The sequence below is a fragment of the Pseudomonas sp. NY15437 genome (assembly GCF_048068435.1).
Taxonomy (GTDB): domain Bacteria; phylum Pseudomonadota; class Gammaproteobacteria; order Pseudomonadales; family Pseudomonadaceae; genus Pseudomonas; species Pseudomonas nitroreducens_B.
Map to the genome: position 1 here is coordinate 42,416 of NZ_JBLUQC010000010.1, position 21,605 is coordinate 64,020.

The 21,605-nt window shown below is 64.6% G+C and carries 21 protein-coding genes; 19 read left to right on the plus strand and 2 right to left on the minus strand.

The features are described 5' to 3' along the window. Positions 1–3: 3 nt before the first annotated feature. The gene (locus tag ACNFIA_RS21305; protein ID WP_416788436.1) at positions 4–855 is read left to right on the plus strand and encodes a LysR substrate-binding domain-containing protein; all 852 of its coding nucleotides are present in this window, start codon (positions 4–6) and stop codon (positions 853–855) included. Between the two features lie 389 nt (positions 856–1,244). On the opposite strand, the gene ACNFIA_RS21310 is transcribed toward ACNFIA_RS21305, so the two are convergent. Continuing rightward, positions 1,245–1,484: a hypothetical protein gene (locus ACNFIA_RS21310; protein WP_416788438.1), complete on the minus strand. Its 240-nt coding sequence runs from the start codon at positions 1,482–1,484 to the stop codon at positions 1,245–1,247. Here ACNFIA_RS21310 and flgB point away from each other — a divergent pair. The 12 genes from flgB to ACNFIA_RS21370 all read left to right on the plus strand — a co-directional run bounded on the left by flgB (position 1,483) and on the right by ACNFIA_RS21370 (position 13,878). Next, positions 1,483–1,890 (plus strand): flagellar basal body rod protein FlgB, encoded by a 408-nt coding sequence (gene flgB, locus ACNFIA_RS21315; RefSeq protein WP_416788441.1) that lies wholly within the window; start codon positions 1,483–1,485, stop codon positions 1,888–1,890. The two genes, ACNFIA_RS21310 and flgB, sit on opposite strands and share 2 nt — an antisense overlap. Positions 1,891–1,895: 5 nt before the next feature. Beyond that, positions 1,896–2,339 (plus strand): flagellar basal body rod protein FlgC, encoded by a 444-nt coding sequence (flgC, locus tag ACNFIA_RS21320; protein WP_045212156.1) that lies wholly within the window; start codon positions 1,896–1,898, stop codon positions 2,337–2,339. A gap of 16 nt (positions 2,340–2,355) precedes the next feature. Beyond that, positions 2,356–3,057 (plus strand): flagellar hook assembly protein FlgD, encoded by a 702-nt coding sequence (flgD, locus tag ACNFIA_RS21325; protein ID WP_259756446.1) that lies wholly within the window; start codon positions 2,356–2,358, stop codon positions 3,055–3,057. Positions 3,058–3,084: 27 nt separating this feature from the next. Beyond that, positions 3,085–4,392, plus strand: coding sequence for a flagellar hook protein FlgE (flgE, locus tag ACNFIA_RS21330; protein WP_259756445.1), 1,308 nt, complete (start codon positions 3,085–3,087; stop codon positions 4,390–4,392). 220 nt (positions 4,393–4,612) lie between these two features. Next, positions 4,613–5,356 carry a flagellar basal-body rod protein FlgF gene (flgF, locus tag ACNFIA_RS21335; protein WP_259756444.1) on the plus strand — a complete coding sequence of 248 codons (744 nt, stop codon included), beginning with the start codon at positions 4,613–4,615 and terminating at the stop codon, positions 5,354–5,356. A 56-nt stretch (positions 5,357–5,412) separates the two neighbouring features. Next, on the plus strand, positions 5,413–6,198 hold the full coding sequence (gene flgG / locus ACNFIA_RS21340) for a flagellar basal-body rod protein FlgG (protein WP_259756443.1): 786 nt from the start codon (positions 5,413–5,415) through the stop codon (positions 6,196–6,198). A 41-nt stretch (positions 6,199–6,239) separates the two neighbouring features. After that, positions 6,240–6,932, plus strand: coding sequence for a flagellar basal body L-ring protein FlgH (gene flgH / locus ACNFIA_RS21345; RefSeq protein ID WP_253453403.1), 693 nt, complete (start codon positions 6,240–6,242; stop codon positions 6,930–6,932). Positions 6,933–7,024: 92 nt separating this feature from the next. Continuing rightward, positions 7,025–8,089 carry a flagellar basal body P-ring protein FlgI gene (locus ACNFIA_RS21350; protein ID WP_416788709.1) on the plus strand — a complete coding sequence of 355 codons (1,065 nt, stop codon included), beginning with the start codon at positions 7,025–7,027 and terminating at the stop codon, positions 8,087–8,089. A 10-nt stretch (positions 8,090–8,099) separates the two neighbouring features. Then, positions 8,100–9,329: a flagellar assembly peptidoglycan hydrolase FlgJ gene (flgJ, locus tag ACNFIA_RS21355; protein ID WP_416788445.1), complete on the plus strand. Its 1,230-nt coding sequence runs from the start codon at positions 8,100–8,102 to the stop codon at positions 9,327–9,329. Between the two features lie 34 nt (positions 9,330–9,363). Further along, positions 9,364–11,361 carry a flagellar hook-associated protein FlgK gene (gene flgK, locus ACNFIA_RS21360; RefSeq protein ID WP_416788447.1) on the plus strand — a complete coding sequence of 666 codons (1,998 nt, stop codon included), beginning with the start codon at positions 9,364–9,366 and terminating at the stop codon, positions 11,359–11,361. A 10-nt stretch (positions 11,362–11,371) separates the two neighbouring features. Next, the gene (locus tag ACNFIA_RS21365) at positions 11,372–12,967 is read left to right on the plus strand and encodes a flagellar hook-associated protein 3 (RefSeq protein ID WP_416788449.1); all 1,596 of its coding nucleotides are present in this window, start codon (positions 11,372–11,374) and stop codon (positions 12,965–12,967) included. A 68-nt stretch (positions 12,968–13,035) separates the two neighbouring features. Further along, positions 13,036–13,878 (plus strand): hypothetical protein, encoded by an 843-nt coding sequence (locus ACNFIA_RS21370; protein WP_416788451.1) that lies wholly within the window; start codon positions 13,036–13,038, stop codon positions 13,876–13,878. 139 nt (positions 13,879–14,017) lie between these two features. Here the strand turns inward: ACNFIA_RS21370 and ACNFIA_RS21375 are convergent, their stop codons facing one another. After that, positions 14,018–15,655: a hypothetical protein gene (locus ACNFIA_RS21375; protein ID WP_416788454.1), complete on the minus strand. Its 1,638-nt coding sequence runs from the start codon at positions 15,653–15,655 to the stop codon at positions 14,018–14,020. 212 nt (positions 15,656–15,867) lie between these two features. Between ACNFIA_RS21375 and ACNFIA_RS21380 the strand changes: the two genes are divergently transcribed. From ACNFIA_RS21380 to ACNFIA_RS21405, 6 genes are all read left to right on the plus strand, one after another. Beyond that, a complete protein-coding gene (locus tag ACNFIA_RS21380) occupies positions 15,868–17,010 on the plus strand; it encodes a flagellin (RefSeq protein ID WP_416788457.1) in 1,143 nt (380 codons plus the stop codon). A gap of 77 nt (positions 17,011–17,087) precedes the next feature. Beyond that, positions 17,088–17,429: a flagellar protein FlaG gene (locus ACNFIA_RS21385; protein ID WP_259756432.1), complete on the plus strand. Its 342-nt coding sequence runs from the start codon at positions 17,088–17,090 to the stop codon at positions 17,427–17,429. Between the two features lie 97 nt (positions 17,430–17,526). Further along, positions 17,527–18,927, plus strand: coding sequence for a flagellar filament capping protein FliD (gene fliD / locus ACNFIA_RS21390; RefSeq protein ID WP_259756431.1), 1,401 nt, complete (start codon positions 17,527–17,529; stop codon positions 18,925–18,927). Between the two features lie 143 nt (positions 18,928–19,070). After that, the gene (gene fliS / locus ACNFIA_RS21395) at positions 19,071–19,451 is read left to right on the plus strand and encodes a flagellar export chaperone FliS (protein WP_259756430.1); all 381 of its coding nucleotides are present in this window, start codon (positions 19,071–19,073) and stop codon (positions 19,449–19,451) included. A gap of 26 nt (positions 19,452–19,477) precedes the next feature. Beyond that, the gene (locus tag ACNFIA_RS21400) at positions 19,478–19,774 is read left to right on the plus strand and encodes a flagellar protein FliT (protein WP_259756429.1); all 297 of its coding nucleotides are present in this window, start codon (positions 19,478–19,480) and stop codon (positions 19,772–19,774) included. A gap of 267 nt (positions 19,775–20,041) precedes the next feature. Then, positions 20,042–21,517 (plus strand): sigma-54 dependent transcriptional regulator, encoded by a 1,476-nt coding sequence (locus ACNFIA_RS21405; protein ID WP_259756427.1) that lies wholly within the window; start codon positions 20,042–20,044, stop codon positions 21,515–21,517. Positions 21,518–21,605 lie beyond the last annotated feature (88 nt).

A 21,605-nucleotide genomic window follows, 5' to 3' on the forward strand; every position in this document is an offset into this window, starting at 1 on the left:
CAGATGCTCAGTGCAGAGCTGAAGGCGTTTTACAGGGTTGCCAAGCTTGGGAGCATTACTCAGGCGGCGAAGAAGCTCGGCCTCAGCCAGCCCACGGTGACCACGCAGATCCGCCACCTGGAGAGCCAGTACGCGGTGGAGCTGTTCTACCGCGGCGGCCGCCGCCTGACCCTGAGTGACGAGGGCGCGCGCCTGTTGCCGATGGTCGAGGCGCTGCTGCAGCAGGAGGCCGACATCGAGTTCTACCTGCGCAACTGCGGCCAGATGCAGGGCGCCCTGCGCATCGGCGCCACCTCTCCTTATTACGTGCTGGGGTTGATCAAGACCTTTCGCGAACGCTTCCCGCAGATCGAAGTGTCGGTGGAGATCGGCAACTCCCGCCAGGTGCTCGAATCGCTGATCGAATGCCGGGTCGACCTGGCGGCCTCCTCGCAGCAGGTGGACGACGCGCGCCTGACCCGCGTGGTGCTGGGCAGCGACCCGCTGGTGTTGGCGGTGCACCGCAGCCACCCGCTGGCGACGATGCAGTCGGTCAGCCTGGGCGATCTGCGCAGCCATTGCCTGCTGATGCGCGAAGCCGGGTCGACCACCCGCCAGCTGACCGAAGCGATGTTGCGGCAGGCCGGCGTGGCGCCGGCTTCGATGCTGGAGATCGGCAGCCGCGAGTCGATCCGCGAGGCGGTGATCCGCAACCTGGGCGTGAGCATCATCGCCCGCCAGGAAGTGCCGGATAACCCGCAACTGTGCGTGCTGCAGATCAAGGGCGCGAGCCTGATCGACGAGTACCTGTACTGCCTGAAGGACCGCCGCCAGGCGCGCCTGCCGAGCGCCTTTCTGGCGCTGGCACAGTCATAACGGCGCATCGCGCCTGTCGGAGCGAGCTGGCTCGCGAAGCGCCTGGCAGGGTGTTCCCCGGTAGCAGCGGGCCCTGCCCGCGGTCGCGCGCATGGCGCGCTCCTACAGGTGGCTGCCGCCTCCGTGTGCCGGTGGGAACCGAGTCCGCTGCGAGGGATTTCGCGGACAAGGTCCGCTCCTACGCTGCACGCTTCCCCTTGGCGCTCCTACAGGTCGCTGCCGGCTCCGTGTACCCCGGTGGGAACTGATTCTGCCGCGAGGGATTCGCGGACAAGGTCCGCTCCTACGCTGCACACCTTCCTCTTGGCGCGAGAATTATAGGAGCGGGCCATGCCCGCGATCCGTCGGCAGGGCCGACGTGGCCGATGGGTTCGCGAGCCAGCTCGCTCCTACGAAAAGCCATCGAGCGGTAACGGCAGAGGCGGCCGGCAAACCGCAGCGGCAAGTTTGCCGCCTTGCCTGCGGCGGCAAGGAAAGCGCTTGCCGCTTTGCCGCTGTTTGCCGCTGTTTGCCGCCCCTTGCCGCTCTCGAAATCCACTCAAGCCTTTGAAAATAAAGGAAATGTAAATCTGGCACGCGCCTTGCTGAAGTGTTGGCAAGCCCACACCGGCAAACAGGTTCGCGACCATGAGCATCAGCTTCGACAAAGCCCTCGGCATCCACCAGCAAGCACTGAGCTTCCGCTCCCAGCGCGCTGAAGTCCTGGCCAACAACCTGGCCAACGCCGACACGCCCAACTACAAGGCGCGTGACCTGGACTTCGCCTCGGTGCTGGCGGCCCAGTCGGACAAGATGAAGAACGGTACCTTCAGCGCCACCCTGACCAATGCGCATCACATTGCCGCCGATGGTGTCGGTATCGGCGACGAGTCGCTCAAGTACCGCATCCCGAACCAGCCTTCGGTCGACCAGAACACCGTGGATGAGCAGATCGAGCAGGCCAACTACGCGGAGAACTCCGTGCAGTTCCAGGCCTCGTTCACCTTCCTCAACAGCAAGTTCAAAGGGCTGATGAACGCCCTGCGCGGAGAATAATCACCATGTCGCTCGCCAGTGTCTTCAACATCGCCGGTACCGGCATGAGTGCCCAGACCACCCGTCTGAACACTACCGCGTCGAACATCGCCAACGCCGAGAGCGTCTCCTCGAGCATCGACCAGACCTACCGCGCCCGTCACCCGGTGTTCTCCACCATGCTGCAGAACGCCCAGGGCGGCGACCAGGGTTCGCTGTTCGGCGAGACCGACCAGGCCGGTTCCGGCGTGCAGGTGCTGGGCGTGGTCGAGGACCAGAGCCCGCTGGTGCCGCGCTACGAGCCGAACCACCCGGCCGCCGACAAGGACGGCTACGTGTACTACCCCAACGTCAACGTGGTGGAGGAGATGGCCGACATGATCTCCGCCAGCCGTTCGTTCCAGAGCAACGCGGAAATGATGAACACCGCCAAGCAGATGATGCAGAAGGTCCTGACCCTGGGTCAGTAAGCGCAGAGGACGCCCCATGAGCATCAATACCGATAACAGCGCCGCCAGTTCGATCCTGTCGACGCTCAACGCCGGGTCCAAGAGCTCGTCGACGACGGCCGAGACCGGCACCAGCGCGCTGGGCAAGGATTCCTTCCTGCAGCTGCTGGTCACCCAGCTGAACAACCAGAACCCGCTGGACCCGCAGGACAACACCGAGTTCGTCTCCCAGCTGGCGCAGTTCAGCAGCCTGGAGAGCATGCAGAACCTGGACACCACCCTGGGCACCTTCTACTCCTCGTTCCAGTCGTCCCAGGCCCTGCAGGCCTCGTCGCTGGTCGGCCGCTCGGTGATCGTCAACTCCAGCAAGGTGCAGGTCGACAACCCGAGCGCCGGCATCAAGGGCTCGCTGGTAATGCCGTCCAAGGGCGATGGCGTGACCCTGAAGATCTACGACGACTCGGGCGACCTGGTGCGCACCGTCGACATGGGCAGCCAGAAGGCCGGCAACATCGACTTCACCTGGGATGGCAAGGACGACAGCGGCGAGCTGGTGGCCGCCGGCACCTACACCGTCAAGGCCAGCGCCACGCTGGATGGCACCAGCACCGCCCTGACCACCTACCTGCCGGCCACGGTCAACAGCGTCACCCTGGGCCAGAACGGTGGGGAAATGTCCCTGAACCTGGCGGGTATCGGCGCCGTTTCCGCCTCCAGCATTCAGACCATCGGAAAATAACGCCGCGTTTCGGCACAGGAGCAACACATGTCTTTCAATACCGCCCTGAGTGGACTCAACGCCGCGTCGATGGACCTGAACGTCACCGGCAACAACATCGCCAACGTCGGCACCACCGGCTTCAAGTCGTCGCGTACCGAGTTCGCCGACCTCTACGCCTCCTCGATGCTCGGCACCGGCCGCATCGCCGTGGGTAACGGCGTGGTCACCCAGGCCGTCTCCCAGCAGTTCACCCAGGGCAACCTGAGCACCACCGGCCGCAGCCTGGACCTGGCGGTGAGCGGCAACGGCTTCTTCATGACCAGCGACAACGGCAGCCGCGTCTACACCCGCAACGGCACCTTCAACACCGATGCCAGCGGCTTCATCGTCGACGGTTCGGGCAATCGCCTGCAGGGCTATGGCGTCAACGCCAACGGCAATATCGTCAACGGCGTGATCACCGACCTGAAGGTCGATACCGCCAACCAGCCGCCTAGCCCGACCTCGAAGATCACCTCGACGCTGAGCCTGAACTCCAACGCCACCACGCCCAAGACCACGCCGTTCGACGCCACCGACTCGGACAGCTACAACTGGTCGACCTCCGTGGACATCTACGACTCCCAGGGCAACTCGCACACCATGACGAACTACTTCGTCAAGGACAGCGCCAACAACTGGAGCATGTACACCCTGGTGGACGGGCGTAACCCGCAGACCCCGACCAGCACCACCCCGTTGAGCAGTGACATCACCTTCAACAGCGCCGGCCAGCTGACGGGCATCACCTCCACCGGCATGACCGTCAATGCCGACAACACCATGACCCTGACCGGGTGGACGCCGGCGGCCATCACCGACTCCACCACCAGTCCGGTGACCTGGGGCGCCAACGGCGCGGCGGGCGCTACCGGCGGCATCGCCATCGACCTGACCAAGACCTCCCAGACCAACGGCTCCTTCGCCGTGACGGCGGTCACCCAGGACGGCTACGCCACCGGCCAGATGTCAGGCCTGTCGTTCGCCGAGGACGGCCAGATGTACGCCACCTACACCAACGGCCAGTCCAAGGTGATCGGCCAGGTGATCCTCGCCAACTTCGCCAACACCCAGGGCCTGACCCCGGTGGGCAACACCGGCTGGAAGCAGTCGCTGGCCTCGGGCGAGGCGGTGATCGGCACGCCGACCTCCGGCACGCTCGGTTCGGTAGGGTCGGGCACGCTGGAAGAGTCCAACGTCGACCTCACCGCGCAACTGGTGAACCTGATCGTCGCGCAGCGCAACTACCAGGCGAACGCCAAGACCGTGCAGACCGAGAGCACCATCTCCGACACCATCATCAACCTGCGTTGATGACGGCGCGCGTCGCCGGGCTTCTCCACCGGCAACGCGCCCTTGCCGCAGGCGGCAGTTAGTCGCCGCCTGCCGGCCATCCAGGCTCCTTCGGGAGCCTTTGTTTTTTTATTTTCGCTTTAATTTCAATGGCTTGAGACTGTTTTTGGCGTTCTGGCACAGCCCTTGCTGAGTCCCTTCCAGCACCGCCGGGAATCCGACCCGGCACTGGAGGATTGCCTTGGACAGAATGCTGTATGTCGCCATGAGCGGCGCGAGCCAGAACACCAAAGCCATGCAGGCTCACGCCAACAACCTGGCGAACATCTCCACGACCGGTTTCCGTCGCGACTTCGAACAGGCGCGCGCGATGCCCGTGTTCGGTGACAGCTTTCCGGCGCGTGTCTTCGCCATGAGCGAACGCCCGGCCACCGACTTCACCACCGGCTCCCTGCAGGAAACCGGCCGTGACCTGGACGTCGCCGCCAAGGGCGACGCCTGGATTGCCGTGCAGGCGCCCGACGGCGGCGAAGCCTACGTGCGCACCGGCAGCCTGGAGATCGACGCCCTCGGCCAGCTGCGCACCAGTGATGGCATGCCGGTGATGGGCAATGGCGGCCCCATCGCGATTCCGCCGGAAGAGAAGATCGACATCGGCGAGGACGGCACCATCACCATCCGCGGCCAGGGCAACAACCCCAACGCGCTGGCCACCGTCGATCGCATCAAGCTGGTCACCCCCGATCCCAAGCAACTGGAGAAGGGCAGCGACGGCCTGATCCGCATGAAGTCCGGCTCGCCCGCGCCGCAGGTCGACGCCAACGCCAGCGTGCAGTCCGGCGTGCTGGAAGCCAGCAACGTCAATGCGGTCGACGAGATGACCTCGATCCTGGCGCTGTCCCGCCAGTTCGAACTGCACGTGAAGATGATGAAGACCGCCGAAGAAGACTCCCAGTCGATGGCGCGTGTTTTGCAATTCAGCTGATTAGAACCTGATTAACCGTTCGAGGCGCCACGAAACCGGCGCCCGAGGAGAACGACATGCTTCCGGCACTTTGGGTGAGCAAGACCGGTCTGTCCGCCCAGGACATGAACCTGACCACCATCTCCAACAACCTGGCGAACGTGTCCACCACGGGCTTCAAGCGCGACCGCGCGGAGTTCCAGGACCTGCTCTACCAGATCAAGCGTCAGCCCGGCGCCAACTCGACCCAGGACACCCAGCTGCCCTCGGGCCTGCAGCTGGGTACCGGCGTGCGCATCGTCGGCACCCAGAAGAACTTCACCGCCGGCAGCCTGCAGACCACCGACAACCCGCTGGACATGGCGGTCAACGGCCGTGGCTTCTTCCAGGTGCTGACCCCGGACGGCACCGTCGCCTACACCCGCGACGGCAGCTTCCACCTGAACTCCGACGGGCAGATCGTCACCTCCAACGGCAATGCCCTGGAGCCGGCCATCGTCGTGCCGCCCGAGACCCAGACCTTCACCGTCGGCAATGACGGCACCGTCTCGGTCACCGTCGCCGGCAACGCCACGCCGCAGATCATCGGCAACATCCAGACCGCCGACTTCATCAACCCGGCCGGCCTGCAGGCCACCGGCAACAACCTGTTCCTGGAAACCGCCGCCAGCGGCGCGCCCCAGGTCGGCACCCCCGGCCTGAACGGCCTGGGCACCGTGCTGCAGAACACCCTGGAGAACTCCAACGTCAGCGTGGTGGAAGAGATGGTGAACATGATCACCACCCAGCGCGCCTACGAGATGAACTCCAAGGTGATTTCCACCGCGGACCAGATGCTGTCCTTCGTGACGCAGAACCTGTAAGTCCTGATCCCGTAGTCGCTCTCCCCGAGAGGTAGCTGTAGATGAACCGTTCCCACCTCCTTCCGCTGCTGGCCATCGCCGCGTTGGCAGGGTGCGTGAGCCCTCCGCCCAAGCCGGACGACCCCTATTACGCGCCGGTGCTGCCGCGCACGCCTGCGCCGGCCGCGCAGAACAACGGGTCGATCTACCAGGCGGGGTTCGAGAACAACCTCTACGGCGACCGCAAGGCCTTCCGCGTGGGTGACATCATCACCATCACCCTCAACGAGAAGACCCAGGCCAGCAAGAAGGCCAGCTCGGACATCTCCAAGAACAGCAAGAACAAGCTCGGCCTGACCTCGATGTTCGGCAGCAGCCTGACCACCAACAACCCGGTGGGCAGCGGCGACCTGAGCCTCTCCGCCGAGTACGCGGGCGATCGCGAAAGCAAGGGCGACAGCCAGGCCGGGCAGAGCAACAGCCTGACCGGCTCGATCACCGTCACCGTGGCCGACGTCATGCCCAACGGCATCCTCGCCGTGCGCGGCGAGAAGTGGATGACCCTGAACACCGGTAACGAGCTGGTGCGCATCGCCGGCCTGATCCGCGCCGACGATATCGCCACCGACAACACCGTGGCTTCCACCCGTGTGGCCGATGCGCGCATCACCTACTCGGGCACCGGTTCGTTCGCCGATGCGAGCCAGCCGGGCTGGTTCGACCGGTTCTTCCTCAGCCCGCTGTTCCCGTTCTGAGGGTGATGACGATGATGGCCTCTGGAAAAACCTGGGTAGCGATCGCGGACACAGTCCGCTCCTACGTTCTTGCGGCGTTGTGTGCGCTGGTCATGGTGCCGGTGGCGCATGCCGAGCGGTTGAAGGACATCGCCACCATCCAGGGCGTGCGCAACAACCAGCTGATCGGCTACGGCCTGGTCGTCGGCCTCAATGGCTCGGGCGACCAGACCACCCAGACCCCGTTCACCCTGCAGACCTTCAACAATATGCTGGCGCAGTTCGGCATCAAGGTGCCGGCGGGCTCGGGCAACGTGCAGCTGAAGAACGTCGCGGCGGTCTCCATCCATGCCGACCTGCCGCCGTTCGCCAAGCCCGGCCAGGCCATCGACGTCACCGTGTCCTCCATCGGCAACGCCAAGAGCCTGCGCGGCGGCAGCCTGCTGATGACCCAGCTCAAGGGTATCGACGGCCAGACCTACGCCATCGCCCAGGGCAACCTGGTGGTCGGCGGCTTCGACGCCGAAGGCCGTGACGGTTCCAAGATCACCGTCAACGTCCCCTCGGCCGGCCGCATTCCGGCTGGCGCCACCGTCGAGCGCGCGGTGCCGAGCGGTTTCGACCAGGGCAACACGCTGACCCTGAACCTCAACCGCCCGGACTTCACCACCGCCAAGCACATCGTCGACCGCATCAACGAACTGCTCGGCCCGGGTGTCGCCCAGGCCGTGGACGGCGGCTCGGTACGCGTCAGCGCGCCGCTGGACCCGAACCAGCGCGTGGACTACATGTCCGTGCTGGAAAACCTCGACGTGCAGGCCGGCGAAGCCGTGGCCAAGGTCATCATCAACTCGCGCACCGGCACCATCGTGATCGGCCAGAACGTGCGTGTGTCCCCGGCCGCCGTGACCCACGGCAGCCTGACCGTGACCATCACCGAAGACCCCATCGTCAGCCAGCCCGGCCCGTTCTCCAACGGCCAGACGGCCGTGGTGCCGCGCTCGCGGGTGAATGCCGACCAGGAGGCCAAGCCGATGTTCAAGTTCGGCCCGGGCACCACGCTGGATGAAATCGTACGCGCCGTTAACCAGGTGGGCGCCGCGCCCAGCGACCTGATGGCGATCCTCGAAGCCCTGAAACAGGCCGGCGCGCTGCAGGCCGACCTGATCGTGATCTGAGGACGCCGCCGTGGACGCCCGACTGCTTTCTGCTGGTACTGCCAACACCGACTCCGGTTCCTACACCGACCTCAATCGCCTGTCGGCGATGAAGACCGGCTCGAACCGCGACAGCGCGGGCAACATCCGCAAGGTCGCCCAGGAGTTCGAATCGCTGTTCATGAACGAGATGCTGAAATCCATGCGCTCGGCCAACGAGGTGTTCGCCAAGGACAACCCGATGAACAGCGAAGCGGCCAAGCAGTACCAGGACATGTACGACCATCAGCTGTCCGTGTCGCTGGCCACCCAGGGCCACGGCATCGGCCTGGCCGACGTGCTGGTCAAGCAGATGGAAAAGATGCAGGGCGTACGCCACACCGGCAACAACCCGTTCGCCCAGACCGCGGCCGATGGCGCGTCGAGCGCGGCGGCGGTGGCCGCGGCGTCCGACCGGCAGAAGACCCCGAGCGTGTTTGCCGCCAACGGCAAGGCCTTGCCGCAGCCCGAGGCCGGCCGTGACGATCGCCAGGCACTGAACGCCCGCCGCCTCGCGCTGCCGGGCAAGCTCGCCCAGCGTATCGCCGCCGGCATCGTGCCGGGCGCCGACGCCGCCGTGGCCTCCACCGCCAACCAGCCGGCGCAGCTGGCCCGCAACGACTGGCGCGGCAGCAAGGCCTACACCCAGCAGATCGACACCACCGTGCCGGTTGCCGACGTCGACGTCTCGGCGATCTCCACCCAGCCGGGCAAGTCGATGTTCGCCTCCGCCGACGACTTCATCAGCACCATGCTGCCCATGGCCGAACGCGCGGCCAAGCGCATCGGCGTGGACCCGCGCTACCTGGTCGCCCAGGCCGCGCTGGAAACCGGCTGGGGCAAGAAGATGATCGCCCAGCGCGACGGCAGCAGCAGCCACAACCTGTTCGGCATCAAGACCGGTTCGAGCTGGAAGGGCGACTCGGCCCGCGCCACCACCACCGAATTCGAGAAGGGCAGGGAAGTGAAGGAAGTGGCCTCGTTCCGCGCCTACAACTCCTTCGAGCAGAGCTTCCAGGACTACGTCAGCTTCCTGCAGAACAACGACCGCTACCAGGGCGCGCTGGATTCCGCCGCGCGCCCCGAGCAATTCATGAAGGAGCTTCAGCGCGCCGGCTACGCCACCGACCCGCACTACGCGCGCAAGGTGAACCAGATCGCCAAGCAGATGCAGGTCTACCAGACCGTGGCGATGACCGACACCCCGACTCGCGCGCTGTGACGCCCTGTACGAAGGACCGCGCTAAGGAACGACCATGAGCCTCCTCTCCATCGGACTGTCCGGCCTCAACGCCTCGCAAACGGCGCTGAGCACCACCGGCAACAACATCACCAACGTCAACACGGCCGGCTACACCCGGCAGTCGACGTCGCAGGTGACCTCCGCCGAGCAGTTCGCCGGGCGCTACTACGTCGGTACCGGCACCACGGTGCAGGACGTGCGCCGGATGTACAGCGAGTTCCTGGCCAACCAGCTGCGCGGCGCCACCTCGGTGGACAGCGATGCGCAGACCTACCTGTCCCAGGTCAACCAGATCGACTCGTTGCTCTCGGACAGCACCACCGGCCTGTCCAAGGTCATGCAGAACTTCTTCGCCTCGCTGCAGACCGCCGCCGCCACGCCGACCGACGCCGCCTCGCGCCAGCTGGTGCTGACCCAGGCGGCCAACCTGGCGCAGCGCTTCAACTCCATTTCCACCCAGCTGGGCACCCAGAACAGCTACGTCAACACGCAGATGGACAGCCTGGCCGGGCAGGTCACCGACCTGGCCAAGACCATCGCCCAGTACAACCAGGCGATCATCGCCGCCGAGGCCGGCGGCGCCAGCGCCAACGACCTGCAGGACAAGCGCGACCAGGCGGTGCTGCAGCTCTCCGACATGATCGGCGTCAGCGTGGTCAAGCAGGGCAGCAGCCTCAACCTCTACCTGGGCTCCGGCCAGCCGCTGGTGGTGGGCGCCAACGCCTCCACCCTGACCGCCGGGCCGAGCGCCAACAACCCGTCGCAGTTCAGCCTGAGCCTGAGCTCCGGCAGCTCCACCATGGACGTCACCTCGGTGGTCACCGGTGGCCAGATGGGCGGCCTGCTGCGCTACCGCAGCGACGTGCTGAACACCACCCAGAACGAACTGGGGCGCATGGCCATCGTCCTTGCCGACACCTTCAACAGCCAGCTCGCCCAGGGCCTGGACCTCAATGGCAACTTCGGCGCCGAGCTGTTCAAGGACATCAACGACGCCAGCGTCATCGGCAACCGCAGCCTGGCCAACACCCACAACACCGGCACCGGCAACCTCAACGTCAACATCACCGACAGCAGCGCGCTGACCACCAGTGACTACGAGGTGACCTTCACCTCCGCCACCGGCTATACGGTCAAGCGCTCCTCCGATGGCACGGTGCTGGGCACGGGCGACCTGACCGACAACCCGCCCAAGGAATTCGACGGCTTCAGCATCAGCCAGCAGAGCGTCGGCACGGTGCAGGCGGGCGACCGCTTCACGGTGATCCCGACCCGCACCGCGGCCGCGGACATCTCGGTCACCATGACCGACTCCAACCGCCTGGCCTTCGCCTCGCCGGTGGTCGCCAGCAACACCACCGGCAACATCGGCAGCGGCACCATCAGCGGCACCACCCTGACCAGCAAGCTGGACGCCAGCAACAACGCGGCGCTGTCGGCGTCGATCAAGGCCGGCCTGCCGGTGAAGCTGGTGTTCGACGCGGCCAGCGGCGGCACCCAGGGCTATACCATCTACGATTCGGCGGGCAACTCGCTGGGCACCGGCAACATCGTGCCGGGCCAGAGCAACAACATCAGCATCACCGTGCCGGGCTCGCCGTCGTTCAGCTTCCAGACCACCATCGCCGGTTATCCGGGGCAGGGCGACAGCTTCGGCGTGGCCTTCAACAGCAACGGCGACGCCGACAACAGCAACGCCCAGAAGCTCATCAACCTGCAGACCGCCAAGACCGTCGGCAGCGGCACGGGCAGCGGCAGCGGCATGAGCCTGACCGGCGCCTACAGCAGCCTGACCGAGACCGTCGGCGCCACCGCCAACCAGGCCAAGCTCGACGCCACCGCCACCGGCGCGGTGCTGACCCAGGCGCAAGGCAGCCGCGACTCGCTGTCCGCGGTGAACCTTGATGAAGAAGCGGCCAACCTGGTGAAGTTCCAGCAGTACTACACGGCCTCCGCGCAGATCATCAAGACCGCGCAGACGCTCTTCGACACCCTGATCAACAACATCTGAGGAGGCCGAGATGGTAGTGCGCATTTCCACGCCGCAGATCTTCAATTCGAACATCGACAACTACAACCGCGGCTACGCCAGTCTCTCCAAGCTGCAGGACCAGATCTCCAGCGGCACGCGCATCCAGACCCCGGCCGACGACCCGGTCGGCGCCGCGCGCCTGCTGCAACTGGAGCAGCAGCAGGCACTGCTGACCCAGTACAGCGGCAACATGACGTCCGCCACCAACAGCCTGAACCAGGAACAGAGCGTCCTCGACTCCATCACCACCGCCCTGCAGCGCGCCCGCGAACTGACGCTGCGCGCCGGCGACGGTTCGATGACCGACGAGGACCGCGGCGCCATCAGCGATGAGCTGGGCGAGATCCAGAACCAGTTGCTGACCCTGATGAACAGCAAGGACGCCAGCGGCAACTACCTGTTCTCCGGCAGCAAGAGCACCGTGCAGCCCTTCGTGCAGAACGCCGACGGCAGCTTCAGCTACCAGGGCGACCAGAGCACCCTCAAGCTGCAGATCTCCGACAACCTGACGATGTCGACCAACGACAGCGGCTGGAGCATCTTCGAGATGGCGGCCAACGCCAGCCGCACCGCCAGTTCACTGACGACCAACCCCAACGCCGACGGTATCCAGCGCGCCTTCCTGTCCCAGGGCAACGTCACCAACGACAGCAACTACAACGCCAGCTTCCGCAACGGCGCGCCGTACACGCTGAACGTGCTCAGCGGCACGCAGTACCAGATCCTCGACAAGAACGGCAACGACGTCACCAGCGAAGCCACCACCAACGGCGTGTACGACGCGACCTCCACCGACAGCAACGCCATCAGCTTCCGCGGTGCGCAGTTCCAGCTCGACGTCTCGCTGCAGAAGACTGACGACCCCACCACCATGGACACCCTGGTAGGCGGCTACAGCTTCAGCTTCGGCGCGGCGGCGGAAAACCTGTCGGTCAAGCGCAGCGCCACCAACACCTCGATGGCGCAGATCACCTCGGCCTCGGTGAGCAACAGCACGGCCTATACCACGCAGTTCCCCAGCAGCGGCGTGCAGCTCAAGTTCACCAGCGCCACCGCCTACGAGGTCTATGCGCTGCCCACCAGCCAGGGCGCCTCGCCGCTGTCCACCGGCACCCTCGGCGCGACCTTCCCGCAGACCGTCACCGTGGCCGGCGTGGACATGAGCATCAGCGCGGCGCCAGCGGCCGGCGACCAGTTCAGCGTCACCGCCAACTCGCCGGAGCGGCAGAACATCCTCAACACCATCGGCGACCTGCGCAAGGCGCTGGATACCTCCACCGGCGGTGACCCGCAGGCGCAGCTGAACATCCGCAACATGGTGGCCACGGCGGTGACGAACCTCGACAACGCCAGCAACCAGGTGCTCTCGACCCAGTCCTCGATCGGTGCGCGGCTCAACACCATCGACGTGCTCACCCAGGAGAACCAGAGCCTGGCGCTGACCAACACCACCACCCAGTCGTCGATCCGCGACACCGACATGGCCGCGGCGACCTCGCAGCTGGTGCTGCAGCAGACCATGCTCGAAGCCGCCCAGGCGGCGTTCGCGCGGATCAGCCAGCTGAGCCTGTTCAACAAACTTTGACCGTTCTCTCGATCGGCAGGGGTGGCAGGCGTCGCCCATGTTGACGTGACGTGGCGGGGACTCATCCTGTGAAGATAAATATTGCGCATATTGGCAGCGCCGAATGGTTCAATTTCAAAGCCGAAATCATCTACGGTCTGTATCACAGCCTGTTGAAGCTGGGGCATGACGTCACGATGACGCAGAACCAGTTCACCAATGGCGTGCACAATCTGGTGATCGGCGCCGACTGGCTGACTGATGCGGCGCACCTCCAGAGCATCCGGGAGACGGGGGTCGAATACTCCATCTACGAGGTGGAGCGATTTGACGGACACACCATCAATGGTCGTCCGGGATTCAACATCGACAACTATCTGGAGCTGCTGCAGCGCAGCCGATTCATCTGCACGCCCTACTGGAGCAATCTCTCGGCATATGCAAGCCGAGGCCTGGGCGACAAGATCGTCTATGCGCCCTGGGGCTTCTACCCGCAACTGATTGACTCGAATATTCGACGAGATGCGCCAAGGCAGTTCGATGCAGTGTTCTTCGGTTTGCTGAAGGGAGTGCGGGCCGAAAAGGTCAATCAGCTGGCTGCCGTTCCCGGAATGAGGCTCAAGACGGTGGGCGCCTCCGACCCGCACTTGATGCGTGGCTATTATCTGTCAGCGGCGCGCTATGGTCTCTCGCTGAGCGCCGGGGACGATGAAGCATTTGTGAATCCTTTCAGAATCTATCTGATGGTCGCCAACGGCGTACCCGTTCTGGCAGACAACCGAAACGACGATGACGGTTATCTGGACTTCACAGCCCGCGGATCGATCGACGATATCGTCGAGTTCTTCATGGATCCGCAGTCGGAGTTTGTAGTCCATGCCTCATTGGAAGACGGTCGCTGGCTTTCCGAGAGTCTTGCCGAAGTCTTCTGAGTCGAGCGGGTCTGGTTCGAATCAAGGAGGCGAGCGCCAAAGAAGCTTCGCTATCAGGGAGCTGTCGGCGAGCGTTGACTGGCGAGGCGATGTGGGCAGCGCTTGACCCTTGAGCAGCTGCCCACAGCGTTGCCGGGAGCTAGATAATCCTTTCTTTGCGCAGGATTTCCACCGTTCGATCCAGTGCATTTCTCCAGTCGCCAAGCTGCCCGTTGCGGACCAGCCTCACCGACGGGTACCAGTAGCTGGGGCCCTCCTGCAATCCCCAGCGCCAATTTGGATTGAGCGGAAGCAGCGCACAGGCAGCAACGCCTAACGCTCCGGCAAGGTGGACGGTGGTGTTGTCGATGCTCACCACCGCTTCCAGGGCGCAGAGCTGCGCGGCCTGGCGGTCCATGTCGTGCAGCGGGTTGACGCTCTCGTCGTGGTAGATCTCGAACCCGTTGGCGAGGGCTTCCTCACGTTCGGCACGGGTATCGCCGTACTGCAGGTTGATCAGTTGCACGTCCGGCAGCGCCGCCAGCACGCCCAGGTCGGCGATGGGAATGCGCCGGCTCTGCTTCTCGTTCGACACGCTGGTGCCGCCGCGCCAGGACACGCCGATCAGGCGCTTGCCGGGGAAGCGCTGGCGATAGTCCGCGCGAATCTGCTCGACCATCGCCGGGTCTGCCGACAGGTAGTGCGGCTCGCGGGGGAAGCTCTCCAGGGTCGGGCGCAGCAGCGCCGGCAGGCTGCCCATGGGGATCTGGTAGTCGCTGCGCGGCCAGCTCTGCCGGTGCATGACCTGCGCGCCATCCTGCGCGGTGCCCTGCAGCTCGCGGCGAACGAAGTGGATCTGCGGGAAGCTGCGGCTGAGCAGGGCATCGAGCCGCTCGTAGATTTCGTAATGGACGGTGCCGCCCAGCCTGGCCAGCTCGCCCAGCATGCTGGCGAACATGATGTGGTCGCCGATACCCTGTTCGGCCCATACCAGCAGCGTCTTGCCTTCCAGCGGCTCGCCCTGCCAGCGTGGGATGGAGAAATGCTGCTGGTGCTCCTTCTGTATCTCCGCCCAGCGCCATTCATAGTGCTGCCAGCCGGGGCCGAACTCCCCCAGGCGCAGCATCAGCAGCGCCAGGTTGTTGTGGGTGGCGACGTGCTGCGGGTCCAGGCGCAGGACCTTCGCATAGGCATCGAAGGCTTCCTTGTAGCGGGCGACCTGTTCCTGGGCGACGGCGAAGTTGAAGTTCAGCGGCACGCTGTCGGGCGCCTGCTCAAGTCCGAGGGTGCAGCAGGCGATACTCTCGTGGAAGCGTCCGGTGTTGTAGTACAGCTGCGCCAGCAGGTTGAGCACCTGCGTCTGCTCGGCCGGCGGCAGCGGGCGTTCGAGGGTCTGCAGGATCAGCCGTTCGGCTTCCTCGTGGGCCTCGATGCGGTTGAGCGCCGCGAGCAGCAGCTTGAAGCGCCAGAGGTTCGGCACCGCGTCGTACCACTGCTGTGCCTTGACCAGGTTGCCATTGAAACGGGGACGCTTGGCCAGTTCGTCGAACAGCAGGCTGTCGATGCGTTCGTCGAAAGGCGCCTCCAGCGCACGCTCGACATGCGGCTCGGCTTCCTGGTCGCGATTGCGTCCGAGCAGCAGGGCGGCCAGGTGCGCGTGGGCCAGGGCGAGCTCGGGCATCAGCTTGAGCAACTGCTGATAAAGAGGAATCTTGCGCTCGTCGTCATTGACGCGCTCGGCTTCCTCGAGCGCGCGGGCGATGCGCTGGACCTCGGCCTGGATCTGGGATGAATGCATGGGCTGCTGCCTTGATGTGACGTTGCCTTGACGGATTGCCCTGCGGTTGCAAGAAGAGGGCCATGGCGCTTGTGCAAGGGCTTCTGAAAAAAATCCAAAAAAAAACTAAAGCCCCGCCCCTCCACGACGATAACCCTAACGAAGGTTCTCCACGCCACTTCGGTCAGTTGCCAGGCTGGGAGCCACATAGCCCAAATTACGAGGAACTCGTCATGGCTCTTACCGTTAACACGAACATTGCCTCGCTCTCCGTTCAAAAGAACCTGAGCAAGGCTGCTGGCTCCCTGTCCAACTCGATGACTCGCCTGTCCACCGGCCTGCGCATCAACAGTGCCAAGGACGACGCCGCCGGTTCGCAGATCTCCAACCGTCTGACCAGCCAGGTCAAAGGTCTCGACGTAGCCGTCAAGAACGCCCAGGACGCCAACTCCATCGCCCAGGCCGCTGAAGGCGCCCTGCAGGAGTCCACCAACATCCTGCAGCGTATGCGTGAGCTGTCCCTGCAGTCGGCCAACGGCTCGAACAGCTCCGAAGACCAGAACTCGTTGAACCAGGAGTTCAAGTCGCTGACCGCTGAACTGACCCGTATCTCCAAGACCACCACCTTCGGTGGCGGCACCTCCGGCATCAAGCTGCTCGACGGCTCCGCTGGCACCAACGGCACCCTGACCTTCCAGGTCGGCGCCAACGCCAACGAAACCATCAGCTTCAGCCTGGGTGACATGGGTGCCAATGCGCTCAAAGGCTCCTCGGCCCTGGCCTCGGTTGATGTCGCGCTGACCACCGCACTGACCTCGGCCAATGCCGTGACTGCCACAGCCGGCACCATGGTGATCGACGGCACCACCGTCAACATCGCCAAGGGCTCGACCACCAAGGACATCATCAGCGCTATCAACACCAATGTCAGTGGTGTAACTGCGACTACTGACACCAACGGCACCAAGATCACTCTGCATTCAGGCAACGCAATCGTCGTGAGTGCCGGGACTGGCGCCACCGCAGCCACCGCTAGCAGCACCGCGACCGTCTCCTCCTCGTTCACCGTGCAGCAGCTGGATATCACCACCTCCAAAGGCGCCCAGTCGGCTACCCAGGTGATCGACGCCGCGCTGAAGCAGATCGATACCCAGCGTTCCGCTCTGGGTGCCGTGGAAAACCGCCTGGACAGCACCATCTCCAACCTGCAGAACGTGTCGCAGAACGCCACCGCTGCACGCTCCACCATCCAGGACGTGGACTTCGCCTCGGAGACCGCGGAAATGACCAAGCAGCAGACCCTGCAACAGGCCGCCACCGCGGTCCTGGCCCAGGCCAACCAGCTGCCCTCGGGCGTCCTGAAGCTCCTGCAGTAACAGGGACTGACGGTCGAAAATGGAAAGGAAGGGCGCCCAGCGCCCTTCCTTGCTTTGCGTGTGGAGGGTAAAACCTGATGGATACCAGCCTCGGAATCAACGCCCCGCGCCCGCTCGACAACAGCACCGCGGGCAGCAAGCCGGCCAGCGGCAACAGCTTGCCGCACAGCGCCAATCAATCGCCGGCGCCGCTGGGCAAACGCAACCTCGAGGAAGCGGTGAGCCGCCTGCGCGAACAGGCGCAATCGGTCCAGCGTAACCTGGAATTCTCCGTGGACGACGCCAGTGGCGAGACCGTGGTGAAGGTCGTGGCCTCCGATACCGGCGAGGTCATTCGGCAGATTCCTTCGGAAGTTGCGCTCAAGTTGGCAGAAAGCCTGAAGGAAGCGGGTAATCTGCTGTTCAGTGAACGGGCCTGACTTCGCAAGAGGGTTCTGGCGCGATTCTTGAATGAAGCGTCACTAGACGCAGGCGGCAACTGAAAGCCGCCAGAAATTTGGACAGGAGGGTAGGCAAATGGCCGGGACTTCGATCAACGGTGTTGGGTCGGGATATGACATCGACTCCATCGTGACCTCGCTGGTGAACGCGCAGAAGGCGCCGAAACAAAGCCAGATCACCACGCAGCAGACCAAGGCCAATACCCAGCTGTCCGCGCTCGGCACGCTCAAGAGCGCACTGTCGACCTTCCAGACTGCGCTGGACAAGCTCAACGACAGCAGCGCCTTCGCCGGCCTGGCGGTGAAGTCCTCCAGCACCGACACCCTGACTGCCACCCTCGGCACCGGTGCCACGGCAGGCACCTACAAGGTGGTTGTCGGCAACCTCGCCACCAGCTCCAAGGTCGCCAGCCAGTACATCGACAAGTCCGCCAGCTTCGGCGCCGGCAGCCTGAAGATCACCCAGGGCAACAGCACCTACACGGTGAACGTGTCCGCAGGGTCGGACCTCTCGAGCATCCGCGACAGCATCAACAGCCAGCTCAAGTCCAGCGGCATCACCGCCAACATCATCACCGACGCCACCGGGCCGCGCCTGGTGCTGGGTTCCAGCGTCACCGGCGCCGGCAGCGACATCAGCGTCCAGGCCAGCGGTGACAGCAGCCTGGATGTGCTCAACATCGACGGTGCCGGCACCAAGGCCTCGGCCACGGCCGGCGGCTATATCGACGCGGTCGCCAAGGACGCCAACTACACCATCGACGGCCTGGCGATGACCAGCTCCACCAATACCATCAGCAGCGCCATCAGCGGGGTGTCCTTCACCCTGGCCGCCCCGGGCAGCTCGACCGTCACCGTCGACACCAACAAGGATGGCCTGAAGACCTCGATCCAGTCCTTCGTCGACTCCTACAACGCGCTGATCACCTCGATCAACTCGCTGACCAAGGTCACCAATACCACCGACAGCAGCGGCAACCCGACCACCAGCGCCGCGGCGCTGTCCGGCGATGCCATGACCCGCAGCCTGCTCAGCGGCCTGCGCAACGAGCTGGTGGGGGCTTCCGCCAACGGCGGCAGCATCAAGCTGCTGTCCCAGCTGGGCATTTCCACCAAGAACGACGGCACCCTGTCGGTGGATGACAAGAAGCTCAACACCGCGCTGACCAACGACTTCTCCTCGGTGCAGGGCTTCTTCACCGGCAAGGGTGGCCTGCTCGATCGCATGAGCAGCAGCGTCAAGAGCTACACCCAGAGCAACGGCCTGCTCGACCAGCGCACCAGCAACCTGAACCAGACCCTCAGCGACCTGGCGACCCAGCAGACGGCGCTGACCAGCCGCATGGACAAGCTGACCACCACGCTCATGGCCAAGTACAACGCCATGGACTCCCTGGTGGCCCAGCTCAACGCCACCAAGTCCAGCGTACTGACCACGCTCAACGCGCTGAACAAGGCCAGCAGCTCCGACAGCTGATCCCGGCCAGCCGCGCTGCGCCGCTCTGCGGCGGCGCTTCGCGGCAGTACGCCAGTGCAGTTTTTTGCCTAAAGCTTTTTCCGCCTGCGCCGATACGCTGGATATCGACGATTTGATCGTTCAGCGAATCAAGGGGAAATCAGATGAACGCTTCGGCAGCGCTGCGCCAGTACCAGAATGTGAACAACCAGTCGCAGGTGCACGACGCCTCCCCCCACCGTCTGATCCAGATGCTGATGGAAGGTGGCCTGAGCCGAATCGCCCAGGCGCGTGGCGCCATGGAGCGCGAGCAGTTCGCCCAGAAGGGCATGCTGATCGCCAAGGCCACCGCCATCATCGCCGGTCTGCGCGAGGCACTGAACTTCGAAGCCGGTGGTGAAGTGGCGGAGAACTATGCCAACCTGTACGACTACATGAGCCGTCGCCTGGGCGACGCCAACCGCAGCAACGATGTCCAGATGCTCGACGAGGTGTCGGGTCTGCTGCGCACCATCAAGGAAGGTTGGGACGCCATCGCTCCGTGATCGCGGCCCGCCAGGAGAGACCAGAAATGACCCTCGCCGTCCAGCACATCGAACAGACCCGTCTTGCCCTGGGGGCGGCGCTTGCCCAGGAAGACTGGGAGGCCATCGCCCGCCTCGATCTGCAGTGCCGCGACTACGTCGATGCCGCCATGGTCGAGCCGCTGGACGATGACAGCGACCTCAAGCGCAGCCTGGAAGGGCTGCTGGTGCTGTATCGCGACCTGGTCCAGGCGGTCACCCGCCAGCGCGAGGACGTGGCCGGCGAGATCGTCCGCGTCAACCGCTCGCACCAGGGCGCCAAGGTCTACCAGATGTTCGGCTGATCCATTCGGGTCAGCTGTCTTTGGGCGGTGATCGGCACATGCCGGTGGCCGCCTCTTCCGCTTCGAACTACCCTCATTCGAATTGCCATGACCGGGATCAACACCCTTCGTCGGGCTGCATCAAAAAAAACACGCCATAAATTTGACTCTTGCCACAATTTTGACTTAACTAGTGGCCAAATGCTGGCTAGCACGGGGAAATTGTGCTGTGCCCAGATCGTGTCAGTCGCCGTAGTACGGCCTTCAAGCCCGGGATGACAAGCTAAGATGTGGCGCGAAACGAAAATCCTCGTGATCGATGACAACCAGGACCGTTGCCGGGACCTGTCGGTAATCATCAGCTTCCTGGGTGAAGACCAACTGTCCGGCGGCAGCCGCGATTGGCGCCAGGTTGTCGACCCGCTGCCCAACGGCAGCCGCGATGTCCTCTGCGTGCTGGTCGGCGCGGTGGACAGCAAGGGCGGGGCGCTGGAGCTGCTCAAGCAGCTCGCCGCCTGGGACGAGTACCTGCCGGTGCTGCTGTTGGGCGAACCGGTGCCCAACGAGTGGCCCGAGGAACTGCGCCGCCGCGTGCTGGCCAGCCTCGAGATGCCGCCCAGCTACAACAAGCTGCTCGACTCCCTGCACCGCGCCCAGGTCTACCGCGAAATGTACGACCAGGCCCGCGAGCGCGGCCGCCAGCGCGAACCCAACCTGTTCCGCAGCCTGGTGGGCACCAGCCGTGCCATCCAGCAGGTGCGGCAGATGATGCAGCAGGTCGCCGACACCGACGCCAGCGTACTGATCCTCGGCGAGTCCGGTACCGGCAAGGAAGTGGTGGCGCGCAACCTGCACTACCACTCCAAGCGCCGCGACGCGCCCTTCGTGCCGGTCAACTGCGGCGCGATTCCCGCCGAGCTGCTGGAAAGCGAACTGTTCGGCCACGAGAAGGGTGCCTTCACCGGCGCCATCACCAGCCGGGCAGGGCGCTTCGAACTGGCCAACGGCGGCACCCTGTTCCTCGACGAGATCGGCGACATGCCGCTGCCGATGCAGGTCAAGCTGCTGCGCGTGCTGCAGGAGCGCACCTTCGAGCGCGTGGGCAGCAACAAGACGCAGAACGTCGACGTGCGCATCATCGCCGCGACCCACAAGAACCTCGAGAAGATGATCGAGGACGGCAGCTTCCGCGAAGACCTCTACTACCGCCTCAACGTCTTCCCCATCGAGATGGCCCCCCTGCGCGAGCGCGTGGAGGACATCCCGCTGCTGATGAACGAACTGATCTCGCGCATGGAGCACGAGAAGCGCGGTTCGATCCGCTTCAACTCCGCCGCCATCATGTCGCTCTGCCGCCACGACTGGCCGGGCAACGTGCGCGAGCTGGCCAACCTGGTCGAGCGCCTGGCGATCATGCATCCCTACGGCGTGATCGGCGTTGGCGAGTTGCCGAAGAAATTCCGCCATGTCGACGACGAGGACGAGCAACTGGCGACCAGCCTGCGCGAGGAACTCGAAGAGCGCGCGGCGATCACCGCTGGCCTGCCGGGCCTCGACTCGCCGGCCATGTTGCCGGCCGAGGGCATCGACCTCAAGGACTACCTCGCCAACCTGGAGCAGGGCCTGATCCAGCAGGCGCTGGACGACGCCAGCGGCGTGGTGGCCCGCGCCGCCGAACGCCTGCGCATCCGCCGTACCACCCTGGTGGAGAAAATGCGCAAGTACGGCATGAGCCGCCGCGAAGAGGAAATGGCGGAGGATTGACGCCTGCGCCCTGCTCGTTTTTTCAACTCATTGAAAAATAACGAGTAAATTTTAGGCACGCGGTTTGCTAAGACTCATCCGACCGACA

Bases quoted from the DNA above. Each gene is read 5' to 3' on its own strand.
- ACNFIA_RS21305 (WP_416788436.1), top strand. From the start codon at position 4: ATGCTCAGTGCAGAGCTGAAGGCGTTTTACAGGGTTGCCAAGCTTGGG.
- flgB (WP_416788441.1), top strand. From the start codon at position 1,483: ATGAGCATCAGCTTCGACAAAGCCCTCGGCATCCACCAGCAAGCACTG.
- ACNFIA_RS21310 (WP_416788438.1), bottom strand. From the start codon at position 1,484: ATGGTCGCGAACCTGTTTGCCGGTGTGGGCTTGCCAACACTTCAGCAA.
- flgC (WP_045212156.1), top strand. From the start codon at position 1,896: ATGTCGCTCGCCAGTGTCTTCAACATCGCCGGTACCGGCATGAGTGCC.
- flgD (WP_259756446.1), top strand. From the start codon at position 2,356: ATGAGCATCAATACCGATAACAGCGCCGCCAGTTCGATCCTGTCGACG.
- flgE (WP_259756445.1), top strand. From the start codon at position 3,085: ATGTCTTTCAATACCGCCCTGAGTGGACTCAACGCCGCGTCGATGGAC.
- flgG (WP_259756443.1), top strand. From the start codon at position 5,413: ATGCTTCCGGCACTTTGGGTGAGCAAGACCGGTCTGTCCGCCCAGGAC.
- flgH (WP_253453403.1), top strand. From the start codon at position 6,240: ATGAACCGTTCCCACCTCCTTCCGCTGCTGGCCATCGCCGCGTTGGCA.
- ACNFIA_RS21350 (WP_416788709.1), top strand. From the start codon at position 7,025: ATGGTGCCGGTGGCGCATGCCGAGCGGTTGAAGGACATCGCCACCATC.
- flgK (WP_416788447.1), top strand. From the start codon at position 9,364: ATGAGCCTCCTCTCCATCGGACTGTCCGGCCTCAACGCCTCGCAAACG.
- ACNFIA_RS21365 (WP_416788449.1), top strand. From the start codon at position 11,372: ATGGTAGTGCGCATTTCCACGCCGCAGATCTTCAATTCGAACATCGAC.
- ACNFIA_RS21375 (WP_416788454.1), bottom strand. From the start codon at position 15,655: ATGCATTCATCCCAGATCCAGGCCGAGGTCCAGCGCATCGCCCGCGCG.
- ACNFIA_RS21380 (WP_416788457.1), top strand. From the start codon at position 15,868: ATGGCTCTTACCGTTAACACGAACATTGCCTCGCTCTCCGTTCAAAAG.
- ACNFIA_RS21385 (WP_259756432.1), top strand. From the start codon at position 17,088: ATGGATACCAGCCTCGGAATCAACGCCCCGCGCCCGCTCGACAACAGC.
- fliD (WP_259756431.1), top strand. From the start codon at position 17,527: ATGGCCGGGACTTCGATCAACGGTGTTGGGTCGGGATATGACATCGAC.
- fliS (WP_259756430.1), top strand. From the start codon at position 19,071: ATGAACGCTTCGGCAGCGCTGCGCCAGTACCAGAATGTGAACAACCAG.
- ACNFIA_RS21400 (WP_259756429.1), top strand. From the start codon at position 19,478: ATGACCCTCGCCGTCCAGCACATCGAACAGACCCGTCTTGCCCTGGGG.
- ACNFIA_RS21405 (WP_259756427.1), top strand. From the start codon at position 20,042: ATGTGGCGCGAAACGAAAATCCTCGTGATCGATGACAACCAGGACCGT.